This window comes from Arthrobacter sp. 01T425 (assembly GCF_056398725.1).
Genome location: NZ_JBFTPY010000001.1, coordinates 739,739 through 756,561, shown reverse-complemented (window position 1 = coordinate 756,561; position 16,823 = coordinate 739,739). Strand labels below are relative to the sequence as shown.

Sequence of the window (16,823 nt, the reverse complement as noted above, 5' to 3'; positions counted from 1 at the left end):
GAGGCGAAGGCCGTCCGGCAGGACCTGACCAATGGAGGTCATCATGGCGATTTACGTCGCAAAGCGCCTGCTCATGGCGCTGGCCACCGTACTGGTGGTCGCGGTGCTGGCGTTCCTCTTGGTGCACGCAATGCCGGGCAGCCCCGGCGCCGTGTCCCTCGGCGCCGGCGCCACCCAGCAAGCCATTGACGAGGTCAACAGCCGGCTCGGCTGGTCCGATCCGCTCCCCGTCCAGTTCTTCCGCTGGCTCGGCAGCGCCGCGCAGGGAGACTTCGGGGTGTCCCTGATCGACGGCCGGTCCGTGAGCGCCGACCTGGCCAGCAGGCTGCCGGTGACGGCGGCCCTCGCGGCCGGGGCCACGGTCTTGAGCGCCGTGCTCGGCATCGGTCTTGGCGTCACGGCAGCCGTCCGCGGCGGCGTGGTCGACCGGATCGTCGGAGCCGTCTGCGGCCTCGCCGTGGCGCTGCCGGCCTTCTGGATCGGCATCATCTTTGTGTACCTCTTCGCCGTCCAGTCCTCGGTCTTTCCGGCCACCGGCTACGTCCCCTTCGAGGTCTCACCCCAGGACTGGGCCCTGTCCCTGGCCCTGCCGGTGATCACCCTCGCCGTCGGCGGTGCGGCGTTCATCGCCCGCCAGACCCGGGCATCCATGCTGGAGGCGCTGCAGCAGGAACATATCCGGACCCTGCGCGCAACGGCCACCCCCACCTGGAAGATCCTGTACGTCCACGCCCTGCGCTATGCCAGCCTGCCGATCGTGGCCGGGATCGCCCTGCAGTTCATCGGGCTGTTCGGCGGTTCGGTGATCGCGGAGCAGCTCTTCGCCATGCCGGGCCTTGGCCAGGCAGTCCAGACCTCCGTCAGCACCCACGACGCCCCGTCCGTGCAGGGCGTTGTGGTGGTCGCCACCGTTGTGGTGGTGGCCGTGAACCTCGTGCTGGAGCTCGCCACCAAGTTTCTCGACCCGAAGTTGCGTGCCTCATGATCCCTTCCGTTGCCCCCGCGCCCGTCCCCGCCACCGCGAACGCGGAAGATACAGGCACAGGCGGAGCCCCACCCGCGAACACCGCCACGGGCCGGCCCGGTCCCGGCCCCGGTCCCAAAACTGGCGTCGGCCGGAGGCCTGCCCACCGCCTGTTCGCGGCGCCCGGTGCCGTGGCCGGAGTGCTCTGGCTGGCGGTCCTGGTGGTTGCCTCCCTCACGGCGCCGTGGTGGCTGCCGTACAAGACCGAGGACCAGGACTTCGCCGCCATCCTGTCCGGCCCCACTGCCGCCCACTGGCTGGGCACCGACGAACTGGGGCGGGACCTGCTCAGCCGCATCTTCGCCGCGGCCGCCGGCACCCTGGGGACATCGCTCATCACGGTGATTGTCGGCGTCGGACTCGGCACCGTCCTGGCGATGGTCGCCGCCGCTGGACAACGGACCGAAGGGCCGATCAGCCGCGTCACCGAGGTCATGATGTCCTTGCCCGGTACGGTGATCATCCTGGCGGTCATCGGTGCCGTGGGCACGAACATTCCCGTCGTCATGGCGATTCTGGGCGTCCTCATCTCGGCCGGCATCTACCGCGTGATGCTGGGCCAGGCCACCGCGCTGCAGTCACAGCTCTATGTCGACGCCGCCAAGGTGGACGGCGTGAGCACGCTCGGCATCAGCCTGCGGCACGTGCTGCCCGGGTTGAACACCACGATCGTGGTGCAGTCCGCCCTCATCTTCGCGGTGGGCATGCTGATCCAGGCCGGCCTGGCGTTCATCGGATTCGGGCCGCCCATCCCGCAGCCCAGCTGGGGCGGCATGATCCAGGGCGCATCCCAGCACGTCTACGACGCCCCCTGGCTGATGGTCCCCACCGGTGCGGTCCTGGCGCTGACGGTCCTCGCGGCCAATGCCATCGGCAACGCCCTGGGGAAAAGCCCGAACGCGGCCGCCTCCCACCTGCCCTCCGCCGCTGACCGCCGACGCCGGGCCGCTGCGTCCGCGGCTGCGCCGTCCACCGATGCCCCCGCACCGTCCACCGATGCCGCCGCGCCGGACGCGGCCGGCCGGCTGAGTGTCCGCGGGCTCTCGGTGGGCGTCGACGCCGGCACGCCCCTGGTCACGGAGGTCTCCTTCGACGTCGAACAGGGCACCGTGCTGGGGCTGGTGGGCGAATCCGGCTGCGGCAAAACCATGACGGCGTTGTCCCTGCTGGGCCTGTTGCCCTCGGGCGTATCCGTCACCGGAGGCCAGATCCTGTGGAACGGCCGGAACCTCGCGGCCGCCACGGAAAATGAGCTGGCCGGCGTCAGGGGACGGGAGATCGCGCTGATCTCCCAGGAACCCATGCGTGCCCTCGACCCCATGTTCACGGTTGGCTACCAGCTGGTCTCCGCCATCCGGCGCCTGCGGGGCATGGGCAAAGCCGAAGCACGCACCGAAGCCCTGAGCCTGCTCGAAAAGGTGGGCATCGTGGACGCCGCGCGCATCCTCACCACCTACCCGCACCAGATCTCCGGCGGCATGGCCCAGCGCGTGGCCATCGCCCTGGCCCTGGCCGGCAGTCCCCGGCTGCTGGTCGCCGACGAACCCACAACGGCGCTGGACGTGACAGTGCAGGCCGAGATCCTCTCGCTGCTGCGGGCACTGGTCAAGGACACAGGCATGTCCGTGGTGATGGTGACACACGACCTCGGCGTAGTGGCCGACATCTGCGACACCGTGGCCGTGATGTACGCCGGCCAGGTGGTGGAAAGCGGCTGGACCGCCAACATCCTGGACAACCCCCGCCACCCGTACACCCTGGCGTTGCTGGCCGCCGACCCGCACGCCAACACCGCCGAGGACATGCCCGAGCGGCTCGCCACCATCAACGGCCAGGTGCCGCAGCCCAAGGACTGGCCGGGCGGGTGTCGGTTCATGGCGCGTTGCCAGTTCGCCGGCTCGGCCTGCGTGGCGCCGGTCCCGCTGGTTCCCTCGGGCTCGGACGACGGCGTGGTGCGCTGTGTCAAGGCCGACGAACTGGCCGTGGAAGGCCTGGCCTGGGTGGCCACCGAAGTACCCGCCCACCGTGTCCTCGACATTCTTGAGATGGACAGCACAGTTGAGATGGACAGCACAGTTGAGAAGGACAGGACATGAGCATCGAAACAGCGGTACGCCAGGGCGGAACAGCGCAGGCTCCCGAGCAGCCGCTCCTGGACGTGGTGGACCTCGTGGTCCGTTACGGCCGGGGCCGGAAGGCCGCCGCCAGACCGGCCGCGGTGAACGGCGTGAGCTTCAGCATCCGGCCCGGGGAGACCGTGGGCCTGGTGGGGGAGTCCGGCTCCGGAAAGTCCACGATCGGCAAAGCCATCCTCGGCCTGGAAAAGAGCAGCGGGGGTTCGGTCAGCTACAACGGCACGGACATCACCCACGCCAGCCCCGCACGGCGGCGTGAACTGGGCGGCGAACTCCGGGCCGTGTTCCAGGACCCGAACTCCTCACTCAACCCCCGGCAGAGCATCGGTACCTCACTGGCCGAACCGCTGCGGATCCGTGGCGTGGCCGGCCGGGAAGCCCGGCAGCGCGCCGAGGACATGCTGGCCAGGGTGGGACTCCCGCGCGAGGCCGTGGACCGCTTTCCCGGCCAGTTTTCCGGCGGCCAGCGGCAGCGGATCGCCGTCGCCCGGGCACTGATCTGCGAGCCGAAACTCGTGGTGTGCGACGAAGCGGTCAGCGCCCTTGACCTCTCAACGCAGGCCCAGGTCCTGAACCTCCTGGCCGACCTCCGGGACGAGCGGGGGCTGAGCTACCTGTTCATCGCCCACGATATCTCCGTGGTCCAGTTCCTCGCCCAGCGCGTCGTGGTGCTCTACCGCGGCCAGGTCATGGAAAGCGGCCCGGCGGCAGCCGTCACGGAGTCACCCCAACACCCCTTCACCCAGGCGCTCGTGGCGGCCTCGCCCGTGCCCCGCCCGGCGGAGCAGGCCGAGCGGCGGCAAAAACGCGAAGAGCTGGGCGTGCGGACTGCGGCGGCCGCCGCTGCCGCTCCCGGCGGCTGCCCCTTCAGCCAGCGCTGTCCGCTGGCCACGGACCTGTGCCGGACCGAACGGCCGGCCCTGCGGAAGGTGGGCGCGTCCGACGTCGCCTGCCACTACGCCTGAGCAGCACCGGTCCCGAACCTGATCCCGCGGCACCAGCGGTACCGACCAAATCCCCACAGCATGGCACTCCCCACAGCATGGCAACTCCCCACAAGAATGGACGACACCACATGACCCCCGCACCCTGGTCCGCCACGATGATCGCGCCGGATCGAGACTTCGACGGCGCCCCGCTTCTGCGCAAGGAATTCCGGCTGGACGAAGGCCACGGACCCGTGAAGCGCGCGCTCCTGCGGGCCACGGCGTTCGGGATCTACGAGGCGCAGATCAACGGCGTCCCGGTCGGTGAGGACGTGCTGAGTCCGGGCTGGAGCTCGTACGAATGGCGCCTGCGCTACCGCAGTTACGATGTGACCGCGCTCGTGGGGCCGGCTACGGTGATCGGCGTCGCGCTCGGCAATGGCTGGTACCGCGGACGCCTGGCCTGGCACGGCAAGTCGGGCCTGTACGGCGATGAGCTCGGGTTCTTCGGGCAGCTGGTCATCGAATTCGCCGACGGCCACGTCCAGTCGGTCGCCTCGGACATGTCCTGGCAGTCCGGGCCGTCGGGCACCACGGCCAACGATCTTTACGACGGACAGCGCATCGACGCGCGGCGGGAACCGGCAGGCTGGGCCCGGCCGGGCTTCGCCGCGGACGCAGCCGGTCCGGAGGCCTACGCTGCCGCTGTGGGGGCCGGCGCCTGGACTGGGGTCCATGCCCTGGAGTTCGACGCCGGCCGGCTGGCGGATCCCGTCGGGCCGCCGGTGGTGCGCAACGAGGTCATCAAACCGGTGGAGGTCTTCACCTCACCGGCCGGCAAGACGCTGGTGGATTTTGGCCAGAACCTGGTCGGCTGGCTGCGCTTCACCGTCCAGGGCGACGCCGGCGCCACCATCACCGTGCGCCACGCCGAAGTCCTCGAGGACGGTGAGCTGGGCACCCGGCCGCTGCGCTCGGCCGCCGCCACCGACACGTTCATCCTCTCCGGCGCCAAGGACTTCTTCGAACCCAGCAAGACCTTCCACGGGTTCCGCTACGCGGAAGTATCCGGCTGGCCCGGCGAGCTGACGGCGGAATCCCTCGAAGCCGTGGCGGTGCACTCCCGGCTTGAACGCACCGGCAGCTTCGAGTGCTCCAACCCGCTGGTGAACCAGCTGCACCGCAACATCGTCTGGGGCCTCAAGGGCAATTTCCTGGACCTCCCCACCGACTGCCCGCAGCGCGATGAGCGGCTCGGCTGGACCGGGGACATCGCCGTGTTCGCCCCCACGGCCGCCTTCCTCTACGACGTCAAGGGCTTCCTGCAGGACTGGCTCCTCGACCTCGCCGCGGAACAAAAGGCTGCCGGCGGACTCGTTCCCATCACCGTGCCGGACGCACTGAAGTACTGCCCCCAGCCGCCGGAATTCCCGGCACCGGAATCCTCTGCCATCTGGAGCGAGGCATCCGTGTGGGTTCCGTGGGCGCTGTGGGAGGCCTACGGCGACGACACCGTCTTGAAGGACCAGTACGACTCGATGGCCTCCCACACCCGCCGGGTAGAGGGACTGCTCTCGCCCGCCGGGCTCTGGGATGAAGGCTTCCAGTTCGGCGACTGGCTGGACCCGGACGCCGCGCCGGACCAGCCGTGGGCGGCCAAGGCGGACACCGGCGTCGTCGCCACAGCGTGCCTGTACCGCACGGCGTCCATCACCGCGCGGACGGCTGCGCTCCTGGGACACGACGCCGACGCCGACGCGTTCGGCCGCCTCGCCGAACGGGTCAAAGCGGCCTTCAACACCCACTACGTGGCCGCCGACGGAACCGTGCACAGCGACTGCACCACGGTCTACGCGCTGGCCATCGCCTTCGACATCCTGCAGACCGGCCGGCAGCGGGAGTTTGCCGGCAACCGCCTCGCCGAACTGGTACGGAACAACAACTACCGCGTCTCCACCGGGTTCGCCGGGACCCCCTTCATCACCGGCGCCCTGGCCGATACCGGTCACACTGACGCGGCGTACAGGCTCCTGCTCGAACAGGAATGCCCCTCATGGCTGTACCCGGTGACCATGGGGGCCACCACCGTCTGGGAACGGTGGGACTCCATGCTCCCGGACGGCACCATCAACCCCGGCGAAATGACCAGTTTCAACCACTACGCGCTCGGCGCCATTGCTGATTGGTTGCACAAGTACGTCGGTGGAATCCGGCCGCTCGCCCCGGGCTACTCCAGGGTGCTGATCGCGCCCCTGCCCGGCGAGGGCATCGATTGGGCCAAGACCAGCCTGCGCAGCCCGCACGGCACCATCGCCGTCGAGTGGCGGACCACCGGCGACGGGGTGCTGGAAGTCGAAGCAAAAATCCCCGACGGCGTGGAGGCGGAGATCAGGCTGCCGGGGCAGGACGGCCGAAGCGTGGGGGCGGGCACGCACCGCCTGACCGCCGCCGCCACCTCAGCGGCCGTCGCCTCCTAAATTCCACCCAGCGCCGTGTCAACCAATGAAACTGCGCTGTCCGGGCGCGCCGCCGCAAACCCATGCTGATAGCTGACGAAACCAACGATCAGGAGCACCAACGAATGACCTCCACGAGCTTTGACGCCGACGTCGAAGAAACGATCCGCACCCTGCCGGTGGCAGACAAAGTCCGGCTCCTGAGCGGCTCCGGCCTGTGGCACACCCAGGCCGAGCCGCGCCTGGGACTGCCGAAGATCACGGTTTCCGACGGGCCCGTCGGCGTCCGCGGCCACCGCGACACCGAGGCAGCCGGCTCGGTGAACCTGCCGTCCGCCACGTGCCTGGCCTCTTCTTGGGACCGGCGGCTGATGGCGCGGGTGGGGAAGCTGCTGGCGGCCGAGGCGCGCCGTCAGCAGGTGGACGTGGTGCTCGGCCCCACCATGAACCTGCACCGTTCACCGCTGGCGGGCCGGAACTTCGAGTGCCTGTCCGAGGACCCGCTCCTCACCGGTGAACTGGCGGCCGCGTACGTGGACGGCATCCAGGGCCAGGGCATCGGCGCCTGCCCCAAGCACTTCGTCGCCAACGAGGCCGAGACCGAGCGGACCACCGTCAACAACGTGCTCGACGAACGGACTTTGCATGAGGTGTACCTCGCACCGTTTGAACGCGTCGTCAGGCAGGCCCGGCCCTGGATGATCATGGCGGCCTACAACGGCGTGAACGGCAAGGCCATGACCGAAAATCCCCTCACGGAGAACCCGCTCAAGACCGAATGGGGATTCGAAGGCGCCGTGGTCTCGGACTGGCACGCGGTGTACTCCACCGTGGACTCCGCCCTTTCGGCCACGGACCTCGCCATGCCGGGACCGGAGAAGCTGTGGGGCGACGGGCTCGTCGAAGCCATCTCCGCCGGTCTGGTCCCCGAGGCCGTGATTGACGAGAAAGTGCGCCGGCTCGTCACCCTGGGCCGCCGGGTCGAGGAGGGCCGCCGGAACGAACCCGCGGCACCCGAAGCCGGCGCCGCCGTGGCCCGGGAGGCCGCGGCGGCAGGATTCGTGCTGCTGGAAAATCCGGCCGGCGTCCTTCCCCTCTCGCCCGGGGACCTCACCTCCATCGCCGTGGTGGGACCGGCGGCGCTGGATCCCCGGACCCAGGGCGGCGGCAGCGCCTCGGTGTTCCCGGCCTACACGGTGGCGCCCGCCGCGGGGCTGCGCGCGCGGGCCGGCGACGGCGTCCGGCTCACGACCGTCCAGGGTGCCTGGCTCTCCGGGGGCCTTCGCGAACCCCGGAACGCGGAATGCCACGCCCCGGGCCAGGGGGAGGGAAGCGTCCGGCTGACCTGGCGGGGGCCCGCCGGCACAGTTGCGGAGGAATACGGTCCCCGGACCACGCTCACCCGGGGCGCGGGCGCCATCCCCGCCGGCGCCACCGCCGTCGACATCGAAACGATCTTCACGCCGGACGTCTCCGGCACCTGGAAGCTGGGATTCAAGGGCATCGGCCGCGCCAGCCTGGAGGTCGACGGCGACGCCGTGGCGGCCGCCGACTCGCGGGACCGCTACGCCGACGTTGAAGCCGTGCTGATCGGCGCGCCGGACGAATCAGCCGGCGTCGTCCTGTCCGCCGGAACCCCGGTGCGACTGACCTTGCGCTACACCTGGCATCCGGAGGCCACTTTGTTCCGCGTAGGGCTGGCCATCGACGAACCCCGGGAATCGGCGGACCGCGAGATCGCCAAGGCGGCTGCCGCGGCCGCCGCCGCCGACGTCGCCGTCGTGATGGTCGGGACCTCCGGTGCCGTCGAAAGCGAAGGCTTTGACCGGACCTCCCTGGCGTTGCCGGGCCGGCAGGACGACCTCGTCCGCGCCGTCATCGAGGCGAACCCACGCACCGTGGTGGTGGTCAACGCCGGCGCCCCGGTGGAGATGCCCTGGCGGAACGACGCCGCGGCGGTGCTCCTGGTCTGGTTCCCGGGCATGGAATTCGGAAACGCCCTGGCCGATGTGCTGTTCGGCGACGCCGAGCCCGGCGGCCACCTGCCGACCACCTGGCCGGCCGCCCTGGCCGATGCCCCCGTCCGCGACACGCATTCCCGGAACGGCCAGCTCGAGTACACGGAACGGCTGGATGTCGGCTACCGCGGCTGGGCAAGACAAGCCGCGCAAACCACGCAGGCTGCCGCTCCGGCGTATTGGCTCGGCCACGGACTGGGCTACACCACCTTCGCCGTGGAGGGGTTCGCGCAGCTGGAGGAAGCAGCACCCGGGGAGGACGTGCACACCGTCCTGACGGTCCGCAACACCGGGGCCCGGGCCGGAAAATACCTGGCGCAGATCTACGCCGATGCCCCGGAAACGGACGTGGACCGGCCCGGGTTCTGGCTGGCAGGCTTCGCGACGGCCCTCATCCCCGCCGGGGAACGCCGGGACATCCGGGTCACACTGCCCGGGCGGTCCTTCCAGCACTGGGACGCCGGGCGCGGCTGGTGCGGGGAGGAGACAATCTTCAGGATCGCGCCCGCCGGGCACGCCGGCGACGCGCGCGACGCGCTCGCCGGACCCCTCGCGGCCTCCGTCAGGCCGGCGGCGTCAGTCTCCGCCCTCGACGGGACGAGGTAGGCAGCCGTGAACCAGCCCACACGCCTGCGCGTGGAGCACCTCAGCGAGGCCTTCGGCATCACCACCACCCGTCCCCGGCTCAGCTGGACCCCGCCGGAGGGGACGGTGCGGCAGAGCGCCTTCCAGATCACCGCCAGCAACGGCTGGGACACCGGCCGGGTGGAATCGGGAACCCACCGCCTGGTGCCCTACGGCGGCCCGGCGCTGGGCTCCCGGGACCGCTTTGAATGGACGGTGCGGACCTGGGACCTTGCCGCGGACGGCAGCGAGTCAGCCTCAAGGTGGGCGGACCCGATGCCGGTCGAACTGGGCCTGCTGCACCCCGCCGACTGGGCCGCACAGTGGATCGGCCCGCGCGAGGCCGCCATCCCCGCGGCCGGCGAGCGCCCGGGCTACGCACTGTCCACCACGTTCGAGCTGGACGCGGTCCCGGACTCGGCCCGGGCGTACGCCACCGCCCACGGGATCTACGAGCTCTTCATCAACGGCCACCGGGTAGGCGACCAGGAGCTCACCCCGGGCTCCACGAGCTACCACGGCACCCTGCAAGTCCAGACGTTCGACGTCGGAACGCTGCTGCAGACCGGCAGCAACACCGTCACGGGCGTCCTCACCGACGGCTGGTACCGCGGCACGTTCGGGTACACGCGCGACGCCGACATGTACGGAACCACAACGGCGCTGCTGGTACAGATCGAGCTGGCATCCCCGGCGGGTCGGACGGTGGTCGGGACCGATGACACCTGGCTGGTGGAGCCGTCCGAAATTGTCAGCGCGGACCTCATGGCCGGGCAGAGTGTCGACTTCCGTGCCGCAGGCGTTCGCTCCGGAAGCCGTCGCGGGCAGGCTGTGCTCCGTGGCGGCAGCTTCGAAACCCTGACGGGTCCCGTCGCGCCGCCCACCCGCGCCGTGGAGGACATCGCCCCGGTGTCCGTCACCCGGCTGGCCAGCGGCCACCAGGTGGTGGACCTGGGCCAGAACATCAACGGCTGGGTGCGCCTGACCCGGCTCGGCGCCCCGGGCCACGCCGTGACGCTGGTGTACGGCGAAGCCCTGGACGACGCGGGCGAGGTCACGCAGGAGCACCTGCGGCCGCACGATTTCCGCAACCCGGGCCAGTTCCTGTCCGCCGGGCAGATCGACTCCGTGGTGTCCTCCGGCGCGCCCGGCGAAATTTTCGAGCCGCGCCACACGACGCACGGCTTCCGGTACGTTTCGGTCCGCGGGCTGGCGGACCCGCTGGAACCGGGGGATCTCGTGGGCCGGATGGTCCAGACCGACCTCGAACGCGTGGGCACGTTCAGCTGCAGCGATGACCGGCTCAACACGCTGCACGGGATCGTCGAGTGGAGCTTCCGCGGCAACGCCTGCGAGGTCCCCACGGACTGCCCGCAGCGGGAGAAAGCCGGCTGGACCGGGGACTGGCAGGTGTTCGTGCCCACCGCGGCCTACCTCTTCGACGTTGCCGGCTTCTCCCGAAAGTGGCTCAACGATGTCCGGGCTGATCAGTGGGACAACGGAGTGGTCGTTAACATTTCGCCGTCGGCGGGCCCGGACGCCACCGCGGCCGATCACATGGCCTTTGTCAACGGCTCGGCCGGCTGGGGAGACGCGATCGTCCTGGTGCCGTGGGAGATCTACCGGGCCACGGGTGACACGGCCATCCTGGAACAGAACTGGGAGGCCATGAACCGCTGGCTCGGGTTCATCAGCAGCGCGGCCGGAGGCGCCCGGCACCCGGCCCGGGCCGTCACCCGACCTACGCCGGAACCACACGAGCAGTTCCTCTGGGACACCGGCTTCCACTGGGGTGAATGGCTCGAACCCGACGGGCCGGAACCGGACCTGTTCGCGGCCAGGTCCGCCGACCACGGCATCGTGGCCACCGCCTACTACCGGCACTCCGCCGCCATCATGGCCGGGATCGCCGCCGTCCTGGGCAAGGACACGGAGGCCGCCGCCCTGGCAGAGCTGTCCGCCAATGTCCGCGACGCCTGGGCCCGCGAATACGTCAATGACACCGGGCAACTGTTCGACCCCAGCCAGGCAAACTGTGTCCGGGCACTCGCCTTCGGCCTTGTCGCCGACGAGCACCGGCCGGCGGTCGCGGCGCAACTGGCCGGCCTCATCCGGGACGCCGGCACCCACCTGGGCACCGGGTTCCTCGCCACCGCAGACCTGTTGCCGGTCCTTGCCGACAACGGCCACCTTGACCTGGCCTATGAGCTGCTCATGCAGGACACCGAACCGTCCTGGCTGGTGATGGTGGACCGCGGAGCGACCACCATGTGGGAAGCCTGGAACGGCATCGGCCCGGACGGCACAGCGCAGCAGTCCCTGAACCACTACAGCAAGGGCGCCGTGGTGTCCTTCCTGCACCGCTACACCGCCGGACTCCGGCAGGCGCCGGGGAGCGCGGCCTACGAACAAATCATCATCGAACCGCGCCCGGGCGCCGGCCTCTCATCCGCCAGCACATCCCACCGCGGCCCCCAGGGCCTGGTTTCGGCCAGCTGGCGGATCGACGACGGCGAGCTGACCCTGAACGCCGTCGTCCCTGCCGGCACCAGCGCCGAAGTCCGCCTGCCCGGCCGGGCGGGGGCCGTCGTCGGGCCCGGAACGCACACCTTTTCCGTCCCGTATGGCCCGGCCGTCCCGGCATCCCTGCCCCACCTCACCAGGAGCGCACCATGACCTTTATCGAATCCCCAACGACTGACACCGAGGCGCGCCCCGACGCCGACGCAGGGAAGGACGGCACTCCTTCTGGTCCAGCGTTACCGGCGTTCCCTGCCTTCGATGGCCCGGGCATGGCCGTGCAGGTATCCGAGGTCTCCGCGGTCCACCGCGAAGTCAGCTACGCCCGGACCGTCGGGTTCCGGCCGCTGACCATGGACATCTGGCTTCCGCGGACGGCCGGGGGTCCGGTGCCGCGGCCGGTTCCGCTGGTGCTGTGGGTCCACGGCGGCGCCTTCCAGCTGGGGGACCGCCGTGAGCTGCCGCCCACGTTCCCCGCGGACTCCGTCTTTTCCCGGCTCAACGCGGCAGGGATCGCCTGCGCCACCGTCGACTACCGGCTGGCCCTCGAAGCCGCCTTCCCGGCCCAGCTGCATGACCTGAAAGCTGCGGTCCGCTACCTCCGCGCGCACGCACAGGAGCTGCGGATCGATCCGGAACGCTTTGGCGCCTGGGGCGAATCGGCCGGCGGCCACCTGGCCGCGCTGCTGGGCCTGACCGGCAGCCGGGAAGACCTCGAGGGCGGACTCGGGGCGCAGGGACACTCCAGCGCCGTCAGCGCCGTCGTGGACTTCTACGGCGTGTCCTCGCTGCCCCTCATGCCCCCGATGCAGCTCCCGGCCGGTCTCCTCACCGGACCCATGGTGGCCGCCGTTCCGGCAGGCATGAGCATGGAACCGGGACCCATGCTCGTTGGCGGCTCCAGCGACCCGGACCGGCTGGCGGCCGCGAGTCCGCTCGGCCACGTCAGCGCCGGGGCGCCGCCGTTCCTGCTGATCCACGGCGACAGCGACGCCCTCGTGCCCCTGTCCCAGAGCGAGCTCCTCGCGCAGGCCCTCAGCGCCGCCGGCGTCCGCAACGACGTCGTCGTCATCGAGGGCGCCGACCACTGCTTCTTCGGCGCAGAAGACCGGATCGACAGCATCCTGGATACCGCCATCACCTTCCTCTCCAACGAATTGAGCCAGCCATGACCCCCGCCACCGCCCGCTACCCGTACCAGGACGCCACCTTGCCGGTCGGGCAACGCGTCCAGGACCTGCTCTCCCGGCTCTCGCTCGAGGACAAAGCGGGCCTGATGTTCCACGGCGCGCTGCCGTTCGCGCTCGGCACCGGCCCGGCCGTGGAGCTGATCGGCGGGCGCCGGATGAACCACTTCAACATCATTGGCGCCGCAACCCAGGCCAGGGAACTCGCCGAATGGCACAACAGCATCCAACGCCTCGCCCTGGACACCGGCTGGGGCATCCCCGTCACGCTCTCCACGGACCCGCGCCACGCCTACACCGACAACCCTGGCACCGGGGCCCTGGCCGGGCCGTTCTCGCAGTGGCCCGAGGCGCTCGGCTTCGCCGCCGTCGGAGACCCCGACGCCGTGGAAGAGTTCGCCGATATCGCCCGGCAGGAGTATCTCGCCGTCGGCATCCGGGCCGCCCTGCACCCGCAGGTGGACGTCTTCACCGAACCGCGCTGGTCCCGCGGCGCGGCCACGTTCGGTGAGAGCGCCGAGCTCGCGGCGGAGCTGGTGGGCGCCTACGTCCGCGGCTTCCAGGGCGACGCGTTCGGGACGGCGTCCGTGTCCACCATGACCAAGCATTTCCCCGGCGGCGGCCCCCAGCTCGACGGCGAGGACCCGCACTTCAGCTACGGCCGCGAACAGGTCTATCCCGGCGGCAACTTCGACTATCACCTGCTGCCCTTCCGGTCCGCCGTCGCCGCCGGCACACGGCAGATCATGCCGTACTACGGCATGCCGGTCGGCACGGAATACGAGGAAGTGGGCTTCGCCTTCAACAAGCGCATCCTCACGGAACTCCTGCGCGAAGAACTCGGCTTCGGCGGGATCGTCTGCTCGGACTGGGGCATCCTCACCGACGGCGACATCTTTGGCAGGGTGTTCCCGGCCAGGGCCTGGGGCGTGGAACACCTGACACCGCAGGAACGGCTGCTCAAGGCGCTGGACGCCGGCGTGGACCAGATCGGCGGCGAAAGCTGCGTCGACCTCCTGACCGGCGCCGTCCGGGCGGGCAAGCTCAGCGAAGACCGGCTCGACGTCTCCGTCCGCAAACTGCTGGAGGAGAAGTTCCTCGTCGGGCTCTTCGAGAACCCCCTCGTGGACGCCGCCGCCTCCGACTCCGCAGTGGGGACCCCGCAGTTCCGCGCCGCGGGCCGGGCCATGCAGCGCCGCTCCTACACGCTCCTGGCCAACAAGGACGTCGACGGCGGCCCCGTCCTGCCGCTCGCCGCCGGCGCCAGGGTCTACCTCGAAGGCATTACGGCCGCGGACCTGGGGCCGGGCTTCATCCCGGTTCCGACGCCGGAGGCCGCGGACCTCGCCATCCTCCGGCTGCGGACCCCGTTCGAAGTCCGCGGCGAGGGCTTCGAATCCTTCTTCCACTGCGGCAGCCTGGCCTTCGCGCCGGAGGAGATCGAACGCGTCACCGCCATCTGCCGGGCCGTCCCCACGGTCATCGACATCAACCTGGAACGGCCCGCCGTCCTGCCCGAACTCGCCGACCACGCCGCGGCCCTGCTGGCCAACTACGGATCCGACTCCGATGCCCTGGCGGACATCCTCACCGGGCGTGCCGTGCCGGAGGGCCGTCTGCCGTTCGACCTCCCGCGGTCCATGGCCGCCGTCGAAGCCTCCCGCGAAGACATGCCGTTCGACACCGAGGACCCCATCTTTCGCTTTGGCCATGGACTGTCCTTGCCCCGGTCCGGACGCGCCGGCGCGGCCGGGGCCGCTGCGGGGGCCGCTGCCGGCACTGCCGACTCTGCCGACACGGTTGACTTGGGGGCTCCGCTGCCCTGGGCCCAGACCGCGACCGGGTCCCGGCCATGAGCCTGGACCCGGACCTGGCCGGCGCCCTGCACCACCTGGCCGGAGCGGGCTCGATCACTGACCTCCTGGGCCAGCCCGGCGGCCTGGACCGGCTCGAGGCCTTCAGCGGCGGTGCCGTGCCCTACCAGGCTCCAGCCGTCCGTTTCCGGGAAACCGGGGCGCGCGGTCCGAACGGGACCGTCCCTGTCAGGGTCTACGGCGGCGCCCCGGGCCATGACGGTCCCGCGCTCGTGTGGATGCACGGCGGGGGATTTGCCGGCGGCGGGCCGGAGATGCGCGAAGCGGACCAGCTCGCCCGGGAAGTCGCCGCCCGCAGCGGCGGCGTGGTGGTGTCCGTGGACTACCGGCTGGCCCGCGACGGCGTCCACTTCCCCGTCCCGCACGAGGACGTCCTGGCCGCCTGGCTCTGGACCGTGGAGCACTCCGCGGAGCTGGGCGCCGACCCCGACCGCGTGTGCCTGGGCGGCGCCAGCGCGGGCGGCAATCTCGCCGTCGGGGCCGCGCTCTTCCTCAAGGACGCCGGCCTGCCGCTGCCGGCCAAACTGCTGCTCGCGTACCCGTTCCTGCACGCCGACCTGCCAGCGCCCAGCACCGGATCCAACCCCGGTTCCAGCACCGCTTCCAGTCCGGGATCCGGCGCCGGTTCCAGTTCCAGTTCCGAATCCGGATCCGGCGCCGGGTCCGGTTCCGTCCCGGCGCCGGACGTACCCGGCGTGCTCGAGGGGCTTCCGCGGCTGCTGCGCTTCACTGCCGATGACTGCCGCGCCCTCGTGGAGAACTACATCGGCGGTCCTGTCGCCATGGCGTCCTCCTATGCCATGCCCGGCAACGCGGACCCCTCCGGCCTGCCCCCCGCGGCGATCATCGCGTGCGAATACGACGACCTGCGGCACTCGGCAGAGGCTTTCGCGGCAGGACTCCGGCGTGCCGGAACCGACGTCGACTTCCGCCTCGAAGCCGGTGCCGTCCACGGCTATCTCAACCATTCCGCGGGGCTTAGGATCGTGCAGGACGGCCTCGCCTTCCTGGCCCGGGCCCTGGTGGAGGCAAAGCCGTTCCAATGATTGAAATGCCCGGTGCCGGCACGGCCCGGTATCCGACACCCTTGATTCAGACGCCGGAACACCTCGAGAGGCCGGCCAGCAGCAGATGGAGCCGACGATGACAGCAGAACAGATCCTGGACGGGATCGAGTTCGCCTGCCCCGGGGGCGCCGAACCCCTGCTGCTGGACGTCTACCTCCCCGCCGCCGAAGAACACCCCGCCGAAGGGCCGTCCCCGAAACTGTTCCCCGCCATCGTGCACTTCCACGGCGGCGGCTGGCGGACGGGGGAGCGATCCTCCCTCGGCCCGGTCCTGGACGGCTTCGGCTTCAGCCCGTTCCGGCGGCTCACGGACGCAGGCTTCGTAGTGGTCTCCGCGGACTACCGGCTCAGCACGGCCGCCCGGTTCCCGGCGCAGCTGGAGGACGCGAAGGCCGCCGTGGACTGGCTTCGGAACCATGCGGCGGAGTTCCGCGTGGATCCTGACCGGATCTTCGCGTGGGGCGACTCCGCGGGCGGGCATCTCGCCAGCCTCGTGGGGCTCACCCCTGGCGACACTGGCGACACCGGCGACGCCGCGGTCGCTGCCGTGACAGCCTGGTACGCGCCCGCGGACCTGGCCACGATGGCCGAACAAAGCCTGCCCAACGCCGTCGCCCGCGCCGACGACCCCGCCTCACGCGAAGAACTGCTCATCGGAGCGGTGCTGGCCGAGGCCCCCGGCAAGGCCGCTGCCGCCAGCCCCATGGGCCATGTGACCCCGGCGGCGCCGCCCTTCCTCCTGGTCCACGGGACCGCCGACCGCTTCGTCCCGCCGGCCCAGTCGACGTCCCTCGCGGCGGCGCTGGAAGCCGCCGGTACCGACGTCGAACTGCTCCTGATCGAGGACGCGGACCACATGTGGGTACTGCCCGATCACAGCCAGGCGGCCGCGCAGAAGGCCATGGATGCCACCGTCGACTTCTTCCTCCGCCAGGCCCACCTCCCCTGACAGACCCGTCCCCGCGAAGCCAGTGCAGGCCTCGGCCTGACCA

10 protein-coding genes are annotated in these 16,823 nt (G+C 70.8%); all 10 read left to right on the top strand.

Translation table 11 applies throughout. The features are described from left to right. The first annotated feature begins 31 nt into the window (after positions 1-31). The 10 genes from AC1DNG_RS03575 (at position 32) to AC1DNG_RS03530 (ending at position 16,780) form a co-directional block, all read left to right on the top strand. Positions 32-985: an ABC transporter permease gene (locus AC1DNG_RS03575; RefSeq protein WP_476849541.1), complete on the top strand. Its 954-nt coding sequence runs from the start codon at positions 32-34 to the stop codon at positions 983-985. Beyond that, positions 982-3,120 carry a dipeptide/oligopeptide/nickel ABC transporter permease/ATP-binding protein gene (locus tag AC1DNG_RS03570; protein WP_476886630.1) on the top strand — a complete coding sequence of 713 codons (2,139 nt, stop codon included), beginning with the start codon at positions 982-984 and terminating at the stop codon, positions 3,118-3,120. The genes AC1DNG_RS03575 and AC1DNG_RS03570 overlap by 4 nt, the downstream gene beginning before the upstream one ends. Further along, entirely contained in the window at positions 3,117-4,124 is a 1,008-nt protein-coding gene (locus AC1DNG_RS03565) for an oligopeptide/dipeptide ABC transporter ATP-binding protein (protein WP_476886629.1), read from the top strand. Before AC1DNG_RS03570 ends, AC1DNG_RS03565 begins: the two co-directional genes overlap by 4 nt. 110 nt (positions 4,125-4,234) lie before the next feature. Continuing rightward, entirely contained in the window at positions 4,235-6,562 is a 2,328-nt protein-coding gene (locus AC1DNG_RS03560; RefSeq protein WP_476886628.1) for an alpha-L-rhamnosidase, read from the top strand. 104 nt (positions 6,563-6,666) lie between these two features. Then, entirely contained in the window at positions 6,667-9,165 is a 2,499-nt protein-coding gene (locus AC1DNG_RS03555) for a glycoside hydrolase family 3 protein (protein WP_476886627.1), read from the top strand. A 6-nt stretch (positions 9,166-9,171) separates the two neighbouring features. Then, a complete protein-coding gene (locus AC1DNG_RS03550) occupies positions 9,172-11,859 on the top strand; it encodes a family 78 glycoside hydrolase catalytic domain (RefSeq protein ID WP_476886626.1) in 2,688 nt (895 codons plus the stop codon). After that, on the top strand, positions 11,856-12,875 hold the full coding sequence (locus AC1DNG_RS03545) for an alpha/beta hydrolase fold domain-containing protein (RefSeq protein WP_476886625.1): 1,020 nt from the start codon (positions 11,856-11,858) through the stop codon (positions 12,873-12,875). The genes AC1DNG_RS03550 and AC1DNG_RS03545 overlap by 4 nt, the downstream gene beginning before the upstream one ends. Then, positions 12,872-14,746, top strand: coding sequence for a glycoside hydrolase family 3 protein (locus AC1DNG_RS03540; RefSeq protein WP_476886624.1), 1,875 nt, complete (start codon positions 12,872-12,874; stop codon positions 14,744-14,746). Before AC1DNG_RS03545 ends, AC1DNG_RS03540 begins: the two co-directional genes overlap by 4 nt. Continuing rightward, positions 14,743-15,810, top strand: a complete 1,068-nt coding sequence (locus AC1DNG_RS03535; protein ID WP_476886623.1) for an alpha/beta hydrolase fold domain-containing protein — start codon at positions 14,743-14,745, stop codon at positions 15,808-15,810. Before AC1DNG_RS03540 ends, AC1DNG_RS03535 begins: the two co-directional genes overlap by 4 nt. 97 nt (positions 15,811-15,907) lie before the next feature. After that, positions 15,908-16,780: an alpha/beta hydrolase fold domain-containing protein gene (locus tag AC1DNG_RS03530; protein ID WP_476886622.1), complete on the top strand. Its 873-nt coding sequence runs from the start codon at positions 15,908-15,910 to the stop codon at positions 16,778-16,780. Positions 16,781-16,823: the final 43 nt, after the last annotated feature.

Bases quoted from the DNA above. Each gene is read 5' to 3' on its own strand.
- AC1DNG_RS03530 (WP_476886622.1), top strand. From the start codon at position 15,908: ATGACAGCAGAACAGATCCTGGACGGGATCGAGTTCGCCTGCCCCGGG.
- AC1DNG_RS03565 (WP_476886629.1), top strand. From the start codon at position 3,117: ATGAGCATCGAAACAGCGGTACGCCAGGGCGGAACAGCGCAGGCTCCC.
- AC1DNG_RS03535 (WP_476886623.1), top strand. From the start codon at position 14,743: ATGAGCCTGGACCCGGACCTGGCCGGCGCCCTGCACCACCTGGCCGGA.
- AC1DNG_RS03560 (WP_476886628.1), top strand. From the start codon at position 4,235: ATGACCCCCGCACCCTGGTCCGCCACGATGATCGCGCCGGATCGAGAC.
- AC1DNG_RS03555 (WP_476886627.1), top strand. From the start codon at position 6,667: ATGACCTCCACGAGCTTTGACGCCGACGTCGAAGAAACGATCCGCACC.
- AC1DNG_RS03570 (WP_476886630.1), top strand. From the start codon at position 982: ATGATCCCTTCCGTTGCCCCCGCGCCCGTCCCCGCCACCGCGAACGCG.
- AC1DNG_RS03540 (WP_476886624.1), top strand. From the start codon at position 12,872: ATGACCCCCGCCACCGCCCGCTACCCGTACCAGGACGCCACCTTGCCG.
- AC1DNG_RS03575 (WP_476849541.1), top strand. From the start codon at position 32: ATGGAGGTCATCATGGCGATTTACGTCGCAAAGCGCCTGCTCATGGCG.
- AC1DNG_RS03545 (WP_476886625.1), top strand. From the start codon at position 11,856: ATGACCTTTATCGAATCCCCAACGACTGACACCGAGGCGCGCCCCGAC.